The 14,035-nt window shown below is 62.6% G+C and carries 14 protein-coding genes and 1 tRNA gene; 12 read left to right on the top strand and 3 right to left on the bottom strand.

What is annotated here, in order from left to right:
• Nucleotides 1-74: 74 nt before the first annotated feature.
• From glpD to glpK, 9 genes are all read left to right on the top strand, one after another.
• On the top strand, nt 75-1,601 hold the full coding sequence (glpD, locus tag FJ425_RS02550) for a glycerol-3-phosphate dehydrogenase (protein ID WP_140627775.1): 1,527 nt from the start codon (nt 75-77) through the stop codon (nt 1,599-1,601).
• 39 nt (nt 1,602-1,640) lie between these two features.
• On the top strand, nt 1,641-2,720 hold the full coding sequence (locus FJ425_RS02545; protein WP_140627777.1) for an ABC transporter ATP-binding protein: 1,080 nt from the start codon (nt 1,641-1,643) through the stop codon (nt 2,718-2,720).
• Between the two features lie 10 nt (nt 2,721-2,730).
• Entirely contained in the window at nt 2,731-3,798 is a 1,068-nt protein-coding gene (locus FJ425_RS02540; protein WP_140627778.1) for an ABC transporter ATP-binding protein, read from the top strand.
• Entirely contained in the window at nt 3,799-4,665 is an 867-nt protein-coding gene (locus tag FJ425_RS02535; RefSeq protein ID WP_140627780.1) for a sugar ABC transporter permease, read from the top strand.
• Nucleotide 4,666: 1 nt separating this feature from the next.
• Nucleotides 4,667-5,575 carry a carbohydrate ABC transporter permease gene (locus FJ425_RS02530; protein WP_140627782.1) on the top strand — a complete coding sequence of 303 codons (909 nt, stop codon included), beginning with the start codon at nt 4,667-4,669 and terminating at the stop codon, nt 5,573-5,575.
• Nucleotides 5,576-5,578: 3 nt separating this feature from the next.
• The gene (locus FJ425_RS02525) at nt 5,579-5,866 is read left to right on the top strand and encodes a DUF2160 domain-containing protein (RefSeq protein WP_140545837.1); all 288 of its coding nucleotides are present in this window, start codon (nt 5,579-5,581) and stop codon (nt 5,864-5,866) included.
• A gap of 76 nt (nt 5,867-5,942) precedes the next feature.
• Complete coding sequence (locus tag FJ425_RS02520) at nt 5,943-7,667, top strand: ABC transporter substrate-binding protein (RefSeq protein ID WP_140627784.1); 1,725 nt, start codon at nt 5,943-5,945, stop codon at nt 7,665-7,667.
• Nucleotides 7,668-7,732: 65 nt separating this feature from the next.
• Nucleotides 7,733-8,137, top strand: coding sequence for a hypothetical protein (locus FJ425_RS02515; protein ID WP_140627786.1), 405 nt, complete (start codon nt 7,733-7,735; stop codon nt 8,135-8,137).
• A 7-nt stretch (nt 8,138-8,144) separates the two neighbouring features.
• Complete coding sequence (gene glpK, locus FJ425_RS02510; RefSeq protein ID WP_140627788.1) at nt 8,145-9,638, top strand: glycerol kinase GlpK; 1,494 nt, start codon at nt 8,145-8,147, stop codon at nt 9,636-9,638.
• 73 nt (nt 9,639-9,711) lie between these two features.
• Here the strand turns inward: glpK and FJ425_RS02505 are convergent, their stop codons facing one another.
• Complete coding sequence (locus tag FJ425_RS02505; protein WP_140627790.1) at nt 9,712-10,167, bottom strand: BA14K family protein; 456 nt, start codon at nt 10,165-10,167, stop codon at nt 9,712-9,714.
• A gap of 291 nt (nt 10,168-10,458) precedes the next feature.
• On the opposite strand from FJ425_RS02505, the gene FJ425_RS02500 reads away from it, so the two are divergent.
• The 3 genes from FJ425_RS02500 to FJ425_RS02490 all read left to right on the top strand — a co-directional run bounded on the left by FJ425_RS02500 (nt 10,459) and on the right by FJ425_RS02490 (nt 12,148).
• Nucleotides 10,459-10,534: transfer RNA gene (locus FJ425_RS02500), tRNA-Lys, on the top strand.
• A 162-nt stretch (nt 10,535-10,696) separates the two neighbouring features.
• Nucleotides 10,697-10,903: a hypothetical protein gene (locus FJ425_RS02495; RefSeq protein ID WP_140721486.1), complete on the top strand. Its 207-nt coding sequence runs from the start codon at nt 10,697-10,699 to the stop codon at nt 10,901-10,903.
• A gap of 99 nt (nt 10,904-11,002) precedes the next feature.
• Nucleotides 11,003-12,148 (top strand): hypothetical protein, encoded by a 1,146-nt coding sequence (locus FJ425_RS02490; protein ID WP_140627794.1) that lies wholly within the window; start codon nt 11,003-11,005, stop codon nt 12,146-12,148.
• Between the two features lie 31 nt (nt 12,149-12,179).
• Here FJ425_RS02490 and dprA read toward each other — a convergent pair whose 3' ends face one another.
• Together dprA and plsY are read right to left on the bottom strand one after the other, a co-directional pair.
• Nucleotides 12,180-13,307: a DNA-processing protein DprA gene (dprA, locus tag FJ425_RS02485; protein ID WP_140627796.1), complete on the bottom strand. Its 1,128-nt coding sequence runs from the start codon at nt 13,305-13,307 to the stop codon at nt 12,180-12,182.
• On the bottom strand, nt 13,304-13,885 hold the full coding sequence (gene plsY, locus FJ425_RS02480) for a glycerol-3-phosphate 1-O-acyltransferase PlsY (RefSeq protein ID WP_140627798.1): 582 nt from the start codon (nt 13,883-13,885) through the stop codon (nt 13,304-13,306). Before plsY ends, dprA begins: the two co-directional genes overlap by 4 nt.
• Nucleotides 13,886-14,035 lie beyond the last annotated feature (150 nt).

Raw genomic sequence — 14,035 nt, 5'->3', positions numbered from 1 at the left:
TTGAGTTCGAAATAATTCCGTCACGGTTTCGTAAATCACAAAAATGGTGCAATGCGAAATCGTTGGAGGAATCTTTGGACGCATCTCCGATCCATGACATTTTCGTCATCGGCGGCGGCATCAACGGCTGCGGCATAGCCCGCGATGCCGTCGGCCGCGGATTTTCAGTTTACCTTGCCGAAATGAACGATCTCGCCAGCGGGACTTCCTCCGGCTCGACCAAGCTCATACATGGCGGCCTTCGCTATCTCGAATTCTACGAGTTCCGGCTGGTGCGCGAAGCGCTGATGGAACGCGAGGTTCTGTGGAAGAACGCGCCGCACATCATCTGGCCGATGCGCTTCGTGCTGCCTTATGCCAAGGGGCTCAGGCCCGCCTGGCTGATCCGGCTGGGACTGTTCCTTTACGATCATATCGGCGGGCGCAAGCTGCTGCCGGCGACGAAGACGCTGGATATGGCCCGCGATCCGGCAGGCAAGCCGCTCAAGCCATTGTTCCGCAAGGCTTTCGAATATTCGGATGGTTGGGTCAACGACGCGCGCCTGGTGGCGCTGAACGCGCGTGACGCCGCCGACCGGGGCGCCGCTATCCGCACCCGCACCAAGGTCGTCAGCGCGCGTCGCGACGGCGCGCTTTGGACCGTGAAAGTGCAGAATGTGCTTACCGGGGAGACCGAAGAGGTTCGCGCGCGGCTTCTCGTCAATGCCGCCGGCCCTTGGGTCGATCACGTGCTCTCGACAGCGGTCGGCCAGAACGACGTCCACAATGTTCGCCTCGTGCAGGGCAGCCACATCGTCATCAACAAGAAGTTCGACGACCCGCGCGCCTATTTCTTCCAGAACAAGGACGGCCGCATCATCTTCGCCATTCCTTACGAGGAAGAATTCACGCTGATCGGCACCACCGATCGCGACTATCCGGGCGATCCACATGAGGTGAAGATCTCCGACACCGAGATCGACTATCTGTGCGCCGCGGCAAGCGAATATTTCGCGCAGCCGGTGAAGCGCTCCGATATCGTCTGGACCTATTCGGCGGTGCGCCCGCTCTATGACGACGGCGCCTCGAAGGCGCAGGAAGCAACGCGCGACTATGTGCTGAAGGCCGATGGCGGGGAGGGGGCTGCCCCTTTGCTCAACGCGTTCGGCGGCAAGATCACCACCTTCCGCCGGCTGGCGGAATCGATGTTGGAGAAGATCGAGGGTTTTCTCGGCAAGCGCGGCAGTCCGTGGACGCATGATGCGCCGCTGCCCGGCGGCGATTTCGCCGCGACCGGCTTCGATGCCCAGGTTGCCAGGCTGAAGAGCGCCTATCCGTTCCTCGACCAGCGGCTGGCGCGCCGCTTCACCCGGCTTTACGGCACGCGGGCGGAAAGGCTGCTCGGGCTCGCCAAGTCGAATGCCGATCTCGGCCGCAATTTCGGCGCCGACCTTTTCGAGGCGGAAGTTCGCTATCTGGCCGAAAACGAATGGGCGGTCACCGCCGAGGACGTGTTGTGGCGCCGCACCAAGCGCGGTTTGCATTTCAGCCGCGAGCAGACGGCGGCATTGGAAGAATTCATGCGCGGACTGAGCAGCCGCCATGTCGCGGCGGCGGAATGAGGATCGGCTGCTGATGCGCAAGGCCTGGGAGGAGGCGTGATGCTGGAATTGAGGAACGTGACGAAGACCGTCGGCGCGCAGGAGCATATCCGCGACGTGTCGCTGACGCTTCAGCACGGCTCGCTGAACGTCCTGCTTGGGCCGACGCTCTCCGGCAAGACCAGCCTGATGCGGCTGATGGCTGGCCTCGACGCGCCGACTTCCGGCTCGGTCTGGTTCGACGGCAAGGACGTCACCGGACAGAAGGTGCAGAAGCGCAACGTCGCCATGGTCTACCAGCAGTTCATCAACTACCCGGCGATGACCGTCTACGAGAACATCGCCTCGCCGCTGCGCGTAGCCGGTGTCGAGCAGGCGAAGATCGACAAGGAGGTGCGCAACGCGGCGGCGCTCTTGAAGCTCACGCCCTATCTCGACCGCACGCCGCTCAGCCTGTCCGGCGGCCAGCAGCAACGCACCGCGCTTGCCCGTGCGATCGTCAAGAATGCCAGCCTGGTGTTGCTCGACGAGCCTTTGGCCAATCTCGACTACAAGCTGCGCGAGGAATTGCGCGCCGAATTGCCGAAGATCTTCGCCGCGGCCGGCACGATCTTCGTCTATGCGACGACCGAGCCGCACGAGGCCCTTTTGCTCGGCGGCAACACAGCAACGCTTTCGGAAGGCCGCGTCACGCAATTTGGCCCGACGGTCGAAGTGTTCCGCAAGCCCGTCGACCTGGTGACGGCGCGGACCTTCGCCGATCCGCCGCTCAACACCATCGTGCTCTCCAAGAAGGGGTCGGATTTCCTGCTCGAAGGCGGCGTCAAGCTGCCGGTGCCGACGGAACTCGCCGGCATTGCGGACGCCAGCTACACGATCGGCTTCCAGCCGCATCATTTGTCGTTGGAGCGGCCGAACGCCGGCGCCGTGCCGGTGCGGGCCAAGGTCACCATCACGGAGATCACCGGCTCGGAGAGCTTCGTCCATCTCGATTTCGCCGATGCGCGCTGGGTGATGCTTGCGCATGGCATTCTCGATTTCGAGACGGACGACGAGGTCGAGGTGTTCATCGATCCGCGCCACATCATGGTATTCGACCATAACGGCCGCGCCGTGACGGCGTCGAAGCTGGCGGCCTGAGGAGAAAACGATGGCGCGCATCGAGGTCAATCACATCCGCCATTCCTACCTGCCCAACCCGCAGAAGGATTCCGACTTCGCTCTGAAGGAAGTGCACCACACTTTCGAGGATGGCGGCGCCTACGCGCTGCTCGGGCCTTCGGGCTGCGGCAAAACCACCTTGCTCAACATCATTTCGGGACTGCTGCACCCCTCGCACGGCAAGTTGCTGTTCAATGGCCGGGACGTGACCAGGCTGTCGACGCAGGAGCGCAATATCGCCCAGGTGTTCCAATTCCCGGTCATTTACGACACCATGACCGTCTACGACAATCTGGCCTTCCCGCTGCGCAACCGGCGCGTGCCGGAAGCCGATGTCGACCGCAAGGTGCGCGAGACGCTCGACATGATCGATCTCGCTTCGATGGCGAACAGGAAGGCGCGCCGGCTCACCGCAGACCAGAAGCAGAAGATCTCGCTTGGACGCGGCCTGGTGCGCTCCGACGTCAACGCCATTCTGTTCGACGAACCGCTGACGGTCATCGACCCGCATATGAAGTGGGTGCTGCGCTCGCAGTTGAAGCAACTGCACCGCCGCTTCGGCTACACCATGGTCTATGTCACGCATGACCAGACCGAAGCGCTGACTTTCGCAGACCGCGTCGTGGTCATGTATGACGGCGAGATCGTGCAGATCGGCACGCCTGCCGAACTTTTCGAGCGTCCGCGCCACACCTTCGTCGGTTATTTCATCGGCTCGCCGGGCATGAACGTGCTGCCGGTTGCGCTGGAAGGCAGGACGGCGAAGCTCGGCGCGCAGCGCATCGAATTACCCGGCGTGCCCAAGGCCGAAGCCGGCGCCGTCGAGCTCGGCATCCGTCCCGAATATGTGCGGCTCGGCCGCGAGGGCATGGCGGTGCAGGTCAGCAAGGTCGAGGACGTCGGCCGCCACAAGGTCGTGCGCGCCAACCTGGAAGGCAGGGAGATCGCCGCGGTGATCGGCGAGGACGACGAGGTGCCGGCCGAACCCAAAGTCCGCTTCGATCCGGCCGGCATCAACATTTATGCCGATTCCTGGCGCGTCGAGATGGGGGCATAGATGGACAAGATCTGGAACAACAAGGCCTGGTTCCTTGTCCTGCCGATGCTGGTGCTGGTGGCGTTCTCGGCCGTCATCCCGCTGATGACCGTCGTCAATTATTCGGTGCAAGACACGTTCGGCAACAACGTCTTCTTCTGGGCCGGCACCGAATGGTTCGAGGAATTGCTGCACTCCGACCGCTTCTGGGAAGCGATGGTGCGCAATCTGATCTTCTCCTTCATCATCCTGGCGATCGAAGTGCCGCTCGGCATCTTCATCGCGCTCAACATGCCGAAGAAGGGCTGGGGTGTGCCGGTCTGCCTGGTGCTGATGGCGCTGCCGCTGCTCATTCCGTGGAACGTCGTCGGCACGATCTGGCAGGTGTTCGGCCGCAACGACATCGGGCTGCTCGGCTATTATGTCAATGCGCTGGGCTTCAACTACAATTATGTCCAGGATCCGTTCGACGCCTGGGTCACCGTCATCGTCATGGATGTCTGGCATTGGACAAGCCTGGTCGTGCTGCTGTGCTATGCCGGCCTGGTCTCGATCCCGGATGCCTTCTACCAGGCGGCCAAGATCGACGGCGCCTCGCGCTGGGCGGTGTTCCGCTACATCCAACTGCCCAAGATGCAGCGCGTGCTTTTGATCGCAGTGCTGCTGCGCTTCATGGACAGTTTCATGATCTACACGGAGCCTTTCGTGGTCACCGGCGGCGGCCCCGGCAATTCGACGACCTTCCTGTCGATCGACCTCGTCAAGACGGCGCTGGGCCAGTTCGACCTCGGTCCGGCGGCGGCGATGTCGCTGGTCTACTTCCTGATCATCCTGTTGTTGTCATGGGTGTTCTACACCGTGATGACCAACTACGACGCGGAGCGCTGAGATGGCGGGCGCCAACGAGACGACGCGCGTGAGCGAAGCGGCGGTGACCGAGGTGGGCAGCACGCTGTCGCAGGACGAGGTGGCGAAGCTGATGCGCCGCCGCGGCGAGGAATCGCGCTGGTGGTGGATCGTGCCGACGGTCTACATCATCGTGCTATTGTTGCCGATCTACTGGCTCATCAATATGAGCTTCAAGACCAACCAGGAGATCGTGTCCTCGCTGACGCTCTTTCCGCATCAGCCGACGCTGCGCAACTACAAGATCATCTTCACCGACGCCTCCTGGTATTCCGGCTACATCAATTCGATCACCTATGTGGTGATGAACATGGTGATCTCGGTGGCGGTGGCACTGCCGGCGGCCTACGCGTTCTCGCGCTACCGCTTCCTCGGCGACAAGCATTTGTTCTTCTGGCTTTTGACCAACCGCATGGCGCCGCCGGCGGTGTTCGCGCTGCCGTTCTTCCAGCTTTATTCAGCCTTCGGTCTGATCGACACGCATATCGCGGTGGCGCTCGCCCACTGCCTGTTCAACGTGCCGCTGGCGGTGTGGATCCTCGAAGGCTTCATGTCCGGCGTGCCGAAGGAGATTGACGAGACCGCCTATATCGACGGCTATTCCTTCCCGCGCTTCTTCGTGAAGATCTTCATGCCGCTGATCGCGAGCGGCATCGGTGTCGCCTGCTTCTTCTGCTTCATGTTCTCATGGGTGGAACTCCTGATCGCGCGCACGCTGACCACGACCGACGCCAAGCCGATCGCCGCCACCATGACCCGCACCGTCTCGGCCGCCGGCATGGATTGGGGCCTGCTCGCCGCCGCCGGCGTGCTGACGCTGATCCCCGGTGCGTTGGTCATCTGGTTCGTGCGAAATTATATCGCCAAGGGCTTTGCCCTGGGGAGGGTCTAAGCCATGAACCTCGACTTCTCCTGGATGGCGTGGACGTGGCCGACGGCCGCCTTCTTCATCGTTATTGCGCTGATGCTCTTCGGCATGGGCGTCTGGGAATATGTCTCGCCCGGCGGCAATCCGCGCGTCGGCATGCTGCGCTTCGAGACGACGCGCGGCGACCGCCTTTTCGTTTCGCTGCTCGGCAGCGCCTTCATCCATCTCGCTTGGCTGGGCCTTGTTGGGCCCAACCTGTGGTGGGCTCTCGCTCTCTCCGTGGTCTACGCCGTTGGCGTGTTCCGATACGTATAGAGGGGGAATAGCCGGAGCGGCCGCGTGCTGGCGGCCGCTCCGGATCGCACTTGCAACTTAAGACTGGAGGAGACACATGCGACGGCAATTTCTAACATCGACGACCGCCCTTGTTCTATTGCTTGGAGCGGGCCATGCCTATGCCGGGATGGATGAAGCAAAAGCCTTTCTCGACAAGGAGATAGGCGACCTGTCGACGCTCTCGCGCGCCGATCAGGAAAAGCAAATGCAGTGGTTCATCGACGCCGCCAAGCCGTTCGCCGGCATGGAAATCAAGGTGGTGTCGGAAACCTTGACGACGCACCAGTATGAGTCACAAACGCTGGCCCCGGCTTTTACCGCCATCACCGGCATCAAGGTCACGCATGACGTCATCCAGGAAGGCGACGTCGTCGAGAAGATCCAGACCCAGATGCAGACCGGCCAGAACCTCTATGACGGCTGGGTCAACGACTCCGACCTCATCGGCACGCACTGGCGCTATCAGCAGGCACGCAACCTGACCGACTGGATGGCCGGCGAGGGCAAGGACGTCACCGATCCGATGCTCGACGTCGACGACTTCATCGGCAAGTCGTTCACCACCGCGCCCGACGGAAAACTCTACCAACTGCCCGACCAGCAGTTCGCCAACCTCTACTGGTTCCGTTACGACTGGTTCAACGACGAGAAGAACAAGGCGGACTTCAAGGCGAAGTACGGCTACGACCTCGGCGTGCCGGTCAACTGGTCGGCCTATGAGGACATTGCCCAATTCTTCACCGGCCGTGAGATCGACGGCAAGAAGGTCTTTGGCCACATGGACTACGGCAAGAAGGACCCGTCGCTCGGCTGGCGCTTCACCGATGCCTGGCTCTCGATGGCCGGCAATGGCGACAAGGGCATCCCGAACGGAAAGCCGGTCGACGAATGGGGCATCAAGGTCGACGAGAATTCGCGTCCGGTCGGCTCCTGCGTCGCCCGCGGCGGCGACACCAACGGCCCGGCCTCGGTCTATGCCATCCAGAAGTATCTCGATTGGCTGAAGGCCTATGCGCCGCCGGAGGCCCAGGGCATGACCTTCTCCGAGTCCGGCCCGGTACCCTCGCAGGGCAACATCGCCCAGCAGATATTCTGGTACACGGCCTTCACCGCCGACATGGCCAAGCCCGGCCTGCCGGTGGTGAACGATGACGGCACGCCGAAGTGGCGCGTCGCGCCGTCGCCGCACGGCGTCTACTGGAAGGACGGCATGAAGCTCGGCTACCAGGACGCAGGTTCCTGGACGCTCTTGAAGTCGACGCCGACCGATCGCGCCAAGGCCGCCTGGCTCTATGCGCAATTCGTCACCTCGAAGACCGTCGACGTGAAGAAGAGCCAGGTCGGTCTCACCTTCATCCGCGACTCCACCATCCACGACAAGAGCTTCACCGAACGTGCGCCGAAACTCGGCGGCCTGATCGAGTTCTACCGTTCGCCGGCGCGCGTGCAGTGGACCCCGACCGGCACCAATGTTCCGGATTATCCGAAGCTGGCGCAGCTCTGGTGGCAGAATATCGGCGATGCCTCGTCGGGTGCCAAGAGCCCGCAGGAAGCGATGGACTCGCTCTGCGCCGACCAGGAGAAGGTGCTCTCCCGCCTCGAGAAGTCAGGCGTGCAGGGCGACATCGGCCCGAAAATGGCCGAAGAGCACGACCTCGACTACTGGAACAAGGACGCCAGCTCGAAGGGCAATCTTGCGCCGCAGCTCAAGGTCGAGAACGAGAAGGACAAGCCGATCACCGTCAACTACGACGAGCTGGTCAAGAGCTGGCAGAAGTAAGGCCGGCAACTAGCTTTTGGGCCGGAGCTACGCACTCCGGCCCATTTGCGTTCGAGGGGGAAGCGATGCACTCGCGAAACATTGACGAAATTGTTCGGTCTTTTGGGCGTCTGTTGAATCCCAATAGCCGCGCTCGTGACCGCGCATCGGCCTGCACTATTGAAGATCGGCCCTTCGATCGATCGGCAGTACTGGAAAAATGGCAAAATGGGCCCAGGGATACGCAGGCCGAATATCCTCGATCTGTCGCCTACCTCGCCGCCTATGCAATGATCTTCGGTGAAGGGATCAACCCAGAGGGCGTGCTAACCGACGATGGCCGTTGGTTTCGGCCTGATCACTCAGTCATCCGGGCTTTAATTCGCAGCCGAGATTTGATTTTGAACGTTGATGCCGAGCCCATGCTTCGGCTCGCCGACGCCGCTTATGGAAGGATTGCAGCTGCATTAAACACGGCTGCCCAGGAGTGAATGATTTATGTCCGGCTTCGTCCTAGCCATCGACCAAGGCACGACTTCGACTCGCGCCATCCTGTTCGACGACAAGATGAAAGTCGCCGGCACCGGCCAGCAGGAATTCATGCAGCATTATCCGGCTTCCGGCTGGGTCGAACACGACCCGGAAGACATCTGGGCAAGCGTGCTCGCCACGGTGAAAGCGGCGTTGAAGGCCGCCGGCCGCACGGCTTCGGATGTGGCCGCGATCGGCATCACCAATCAGCGCGAGACGGTCGTCATCTGGGACAAGGCGACCGGCAAGCCTATCCATAACGCGATCGTGTGGCAGGACAGGCGCACCGCGCCGCTCTGCCAGAAGCTGAAGAAGCTGGGGCTGGAGAAGACATTCACGAAGAAGACCGGCCTGCTGCTCGACCCCTATTTCTCCGGCACCAAGATCGCCTGGATGCTGGACAAGGTGAAGGGTGCCAGGAAGCGCGCCGAGAAGGGCGAACTGCTTGCCGGCACCATCGACAGCTTTCTCATCTGGCGGCTGACCGGCGGCCAAATGCATGCTACCGACGCGACAAATGCCTCGCGCACGCTGGTCTACAACATCGAGAAGAATGTCTGGGACGACGAGCTGCTCTCGATCCTGAAGATCCCGGCCGCGATCCTGCCTGAGGTGAAGGACTGCGCCGACGATTTCGGCGTCACCGAGAAGAGCCTTTTCGGAGCCGAGATGCGGATCCTGGGCGTCGCCGGCGACCAGCATGCGGCGACCATCGGCCAAGCCTGCTTCGAGCCCGGCATGATGAAATCCACCTACGGCACCGGTTGCTTCGCGCTGCTCAACACCGGCGCCGATCTGGTGCGTTCGAAGAACCGGCTTTTGACTACCATCGCTTATCGGCTCAACGGCAAGACAACCTACGCGCTGGAAGGCTCGATCTTCATCGCGGGCGCCGCCGTGCAGTGGCTGCGCGACGGCATCAAGGTGATCGGCAAGGCCGAGCAGAGCGGAGTATTGGCTGCGACCGCTGACCCTGCGCAGCAGGTCTATCTGGTGCCGGCCTTCGTCGGCCTGGGTGCGCCGCACTGGGACGCGGAAGCGCGCGGCGCGATCTTCGGCTTGACGCGCAATTCGGGCCCGGCCGAGTTCGCGCGCGCGGCACTTGAATCGGTCGCCTTCCAGACGCGCGACCTGCTCGACGCCATGCGCAAGGACTGGAAAGGCGCTTCGGCCAAGACGGTGCTTCGCGTCGACGGCGGCATGGTGGCGTCCGACTGGACCATGCAGAGGCTCGCCGACATTCTCGACGCGCCGGTCGACCGTCCGACGATCCTGGAGACGACGGCGCTGGGCGCGGCCTGGCTTGCCGGGTCAAAGGCCGGCGTCTGGCCGAAAGCGAAAGAATTCGCAAAGAGCTGGGCGCTGGAGCGGCGCTTCAAGCCGCAGATGGACGCCGCAACGCGCGGGGCGAAACTGGCCGGATGGCGCGATGCGGTGCGCAGGACGCTGAGCTCTCGCTAACGTCGGAACGAGAGAGCCCGTGCCTCTCGAGGCACGGGCTCAGTCAACGACCCTGGGTACTGACTGGAGGCCGTCAGTAGGGCGAAACGCACTGCTGACGCGGGCCGTTGTTAGGCTGGAAGGTGTTGTCCGAGGCGCGATAGGAGCGGTAGCGGTCGTAGCACCACTGCACGTGCGAGTTGCCGCGATAGACGCGGTTGTTCTCGCTGTTGACGATGGCGCCGGTGATCAGCGCGCCGGTGGCGAAAGCGGCCAGCGGGAACCAATAGTCGCCATGCCGGCGATAGCCGCGGCGATACTCACGATAGCCGCGATGGCCGTTCCAGTAGACGGCGTCGCCACGACGCGAGAAATCCCGGTTAAAGGCACGGTGCCTTCTCCAATCCCGATACTGCACGGTCTGGAGATCTGACGACAGGCCTTGGGGTTGCGGTACATAAGCTGGCTGAGCGTTGACCGGCACCATCTCCGCCGCGACGAACGACGCCGAGAGAGCGGTTGCCAACAGGCCCGATGCGATCTTGTTCATTGATCTTCTCCTCGATGGTTGATGGGACGTCCTGTTTTGCGAAACGGGCCCGGATTGCAATGGTTCCCGTTCCACCATCAGCCCATTGTTTCAGCCCATTGTTATTGTAGGGCTTTCTAAAGCAGCCCCAAGCCGGGCCATTGGCGCAGGCATCGAAAGCCGTCCACCCTCGGCGCCCCTTCGAATCCGTTCAAGAAACCCGCCTTGGAAGCCCGTCTTTTTCCGGTTGACCGGCCGCGGCACTCTCCCTATGTTCCGCCCAATTTCGAGGGCGGCGTTCCGAGCCCACGGGAGCGCGTAGCTCAGCCGGTAGAGCAACTGACTTTTAATCAGTAGGTCATGGGTTCGAATCCCATCGCGCTCACCAAAATTTTTAACACCCAAATAGATGCGAGATCCGACCCCACGGGCGCTTCCATGTCCGGGGCGATCGAAGCAGCACATTTGTCTGCGTCTCCGGCAATCGGAACAAAAACTTGCGCGCGGCTGTTTCTCTGTTGAAGGGACCGCAATCTGGGATGCGGATACAGTGGACGTACTGAACTTGGAACTGGCCAGGGCCAGGCAGAGCGTGAAGCGCGCGGAGACTTCTCTCAATCACGCAAAGGAAATGCTGGACGAGGACTGCGGTGTGGGGATCAATCTTGTCCTGTGCGACCGCATACGGTCGGAACAGAAGCGCGTGGCAGAAGCCAGAAAGCGGCTGATGAAGATCGCTCGGGCTGTCTTGCCGTGAGGGGGTGACTTTCCCCAAGACAATGCGTGTCGGTCACGGGCAAACTTGTCCCTGGATGGGGTCGTGGTTAAACTCGGCGCCTCCGAGGGAGGCTCCAGGATGGCACTTGACCTTTCGGTAGATGCGCAGGCGCCCAAGGCGGCGACGCCGCCGGGCAGATATCTTTTCGGCCCGGTCGCCGATTTCCTGATGCTCGGCGGCAGCGCGTTTCTGATCCTGCCACTGCTGTTCCTGGTGCCGCGCGAGTATGAAGGCTCATTGGCCGCGACGATGGTCGTCGTGGCCTATGTGGTGAACTATCCGCACTTCGCCCACTCCTACCAGATTTTCTACCGCAATTTCGGCCGCAAGGCGCGGGGCGAGGGCTACGACAGAAGCCTGCAGCTTCGCTACATTTTTGCCGGCGTCATCGTTCCGGTGGTCATGGCCCTGTTCTTTGCCTATGGCGCGGCGACGTCGAACACGCGGCTGCTCGGCTTCGCGGCCAACGCGATGTTCTTCTTCGTCGGCTGGCACTACGTCAAGCAAGGCTACGGCATGCTGATGGTCGACGCCGTCTTGAAGCGCAAATTCTTCGACGATCGGGACAAGAAGGTGCTGCTCGTCAACAGCTATGCGGTGTGGATCCTGGCCTGGCTGCAGACGAATACGGCCGTGACGCAAGGGCAGTATTACGGTCTTCAATATTACACCTTCGCGGCGCCGTCCTGGGTAACCGACATTGCGGTGCTGGCGGCCGTCGGATCGACGGCGGCCACGCTTTTCATGCTGGTCAACCGCTGGCGAAGGAATGGCGGCGGACTGCCTTACAACGGCATCGTGGCCTATGTCGCCTCGCTCTATCTCTGGATCCTGATCGCCAGGATAAACCCGCTCTGGCTGCTCGTGGTGCCGGCGCTGCACTCGCTGCAATATCTGGCCGTGGTGTGGCGCTATCAGACCAATGTCGAGCGTGACGTTTTGGATGCTGCGCGGGATCCGAAACCGAAGATACTATCCGTGCTCGGGCCCCACTATCGGTTGCGGGTGCTGGGATTCATCATCGGGGGTGGGGCGCTTGGCTATCTCGGCTTCTGGCTGATACCGTTCGTGCTGACCGCCTTGGTTCCCTACGACAAGCAGGTGCTCGGTTCGTCGCTGTTCTTCTTCATCGTGCTGATCTTCATCAATGTGCACCACTATTTCCTCGACAACGTGATGTGGCGTCGCGGCAATCCGGAAGTGTCCAAATATCTGTTCCGGTAAGGAAATCAGCGTTGCAGGTAAACGGGCCAGGTCACGCGATCAGCGACACGTTTCCGCCGGCGTGGCGCTCGAGCCGTCCGGCGAGATCGAGTTCCAGGAGCACCATCGCAATCTGCGCAGCGCTCAGTCCCGTGTGGCGGATGATCTCGTCTATGCCTGTCGGCGTGGGCCCGAGCGCTTCCAGCACATCGGCGCGGTCGTTTTCGCCTGGCGGCGGCATGGCTGATATGTCGGGCGCCTCGGCAAGTGGGGCGGTTCTTGGAAGCCGGGTGCCGGCAAGCGGCGCCAGCGCGCCGAGCACGTCGGCGGCTTCGGTGACGAGCGTGACGCCGTCCTTGAGCAGCGCGTTGCAGCCGGCAGCGCGCGGATCGAGCGGCGAGCCCGGCACGGCGAAGACCAGCCGGCCCATTTCGTTGGCGAGGCGCGCGCTGATCAGGGAGCCGGAGCGCTGCGCCGCCTCGACCACCACCAGTCCAAGCGCCATCCCTGCGACCAGGCGGTTGCGGCGCGGGAAATCCTGGGCCCGCGGCTGCCAGCCGAAGGGCATCTCGGAAACGATGGCGCCGCCACGATCGGCGATCTCATCGCAAAGGCCGGCATTTTCAGGCGGGTAGGGCACATCGAGCCCGCCGGCCAGCACACCGACTGTGCCGGTCGAAACGCTGCCTTTGTGCGCGGCCGTGTCGATGCCGCGCGCCAGGCCGGAAACGATGGCGTAGCCGTCGCGGCCGAGATCGGCCGCCAGCATGCGCGCCATCTTGATGCCGGCCAGAGAGGCGTTGCGAGCGCCGACGATCGCCACCGCCGGCAGGCGGAAGACCGCGCCTTCGCCTTTTACCGCCAACAACGGCGGCGGGTTGTCCAGCGTCCTCAGCAAGGGCGGATAATCGGCCTCGCCGATGCCGACGAAGCGGGCGCCGGCGCGCCGGGCGGCGTCCACCTCGGCTTCGGCCTCGGCGATGGAGGGGATGCGGACGATGCGATTGGCGCCGCCGGAGATCATCAGCTCCGGCAGCATTTCAAGCGCGGCTTCGGCCGAGCCGAAGCGGTTGATCAGCTCGCGAAACGAGGCCGGGCCGACATTGGGCGTGCGGATCAGGCGAAGCCAGGCAAGCCGCTGCCGATCGCTGAGATGGGGGCCGGCAGCCAGGGCGCTCATCCCTTCGCCCCGATCTTGTCCTCGGTGCCGGCCAGCAGCCGCGAGATGTTGGCGCGGTGCTTGATGAAGACGATCAGGCTCATCAGCGCGAACAGGCCGGCGATCTGCGGTGTGCTGATGAAATAGAGCGCGATCGGCACGACCACCGCGGCCGCCAGCGCCGCCAGCGAGGAATAGCGGAACAGGAAGGCCATCGCGAGCCAGACAACGGCGAAGACAAGCATGCCTTGCCAGGCAAGGCCAAGCAGCACGCCGAGATAGGTGGCGACACCCTTGCCGCCCTTGAAGCCGAGCCAGACCGGGAAGAGGTGGCCGAGAAAGGCACCGAAACCGGCCAACAGTCCGAAGTCCGGCGAAAAATGTCCGGCGATCAGCACCGCGGCAGTGCCTTTCAGCGCATCGAGCAGCAGCGTGGCGGCAGCAAGGCCCTTGTTACCCGTCCTCAGCACATTGGTCGCGCCGATGTTGCCGGAGCCGATCTGGCGGACGTCGCCGAGCCCGGCCGCGCGGGTGATCAGGAGCCCGAACGGGATCGAGCCGAGCAGATAGCCGAAGACGAGCGCGATCGCGTAACCCATTGTTTCCCCATCTTTCCTGTCGCTTTGGTAGTTCGCCCTATGATTGATACACTGTGCGCGATGCAACCATGGTTTGCAAGTGCTGGCCTTCTTGGGCGTGAATTTATCATAATGGTAGAGTCGGGAGGGTTCGCCAAGCAAGTCAATGCC

Source organism: Mesorhizobium sp. B2-7-2 (assembly GCF_006440775.1).
GTDB lineage: Bacteria > Pseudomonadota > Alphaproteobacteria > Rhizobiales > Rhizobiaceae > Mesorhizobium.
The sequence above is the reverse complement of the archived record's forward strand: the minus strand, read 5'-3'. Positions and strand labels throughout refer to the sequence as shown.

Bases quoted from the DNA above. Each gene is read 5' to 3' on its own strand.
- FJ425_RS02545 (WP_140627777.1), top strand. From the start codon at position 1,641: ATGCTGGAATTGAGGAACGTGACGAAGACCGTCGGCGCGCAGGAGCAT.
- FJ425_RS02540 (WP_140627778.1), top strand. From the start codon at position 2,731: ATGGCGCGCATCGAGGTCAATCACATCCGCCATTCCTACCTGCCCAAC.
- FJ425_RS02535 (WP_140627780.1), top strand. From the start codon at position 3,799: ATGGACAAGATCTGGAACAACAAGGCCTGGTTCCTTGTCCTGCCGATG.
- FJ425_RS02530 (WP_140627782.1), top strand. From the start codon at position 4,667: ATGGCGGGCGCCAACGAGACGACGCGCGTGAGCGAAGCGGCGGTGACC.
- FJ425_RS02525 (WP_140545837.1), top strand. From the start codon at position 5,579: ATGAACCTCGACTTCTCCTGGATGGCGTGGACGTGGCCGACGGCCGCC.
- FJ425_RS02520 (WP_140627784.1), top strand. From the start codon at position 5,943: ATGCGACGGCAATTTCTAACATCGACGACCGCCCTTGTTCTATTGCTT.
- FJ425_RS02515 (WP_140627786.1), top strand. From the start codon at position 7,733: ATGCACTCGCGAAACATTGACGAAATTGTTCGGTCTTTTGGGCGTCTG.
- glpK (WP_140627788.1), top strand. From the start codon at position 8,145: ATGTCCGGCTTCGTCCTAGCCATCGACCAAGGCACGACTTCGACTCGC.
- FJ425_RS02505 (WP_140627790.1), bottom strand. From the start codon at position 10,167: ATGAACAAGATCGCATCGGGCCTGTTGGCAACCGCTCTCTCGGCGTCG.
- FJ425_RS02490 (WP_140627794.1), top strand. From the start codon at position 11,003: ATGGCACTTGACCTTTCGGTAGATGCGCAGGCGCCCAAGGCGGCGACG.
- dprA (WP_140627796.1), bottom strand. From the start codon at position 13,307: ATGAGCGCCCTGGCTGCCGGCCCCCATCTCAGCGATCGGCAGCGGCTT.
- plsY (WP_140627798.1), bottom strand. From the start codon at position 13,885: ATGGGTTACGCGATCGCGCTCGTCTTCGGCTATCTGCTCGGCTCGATC.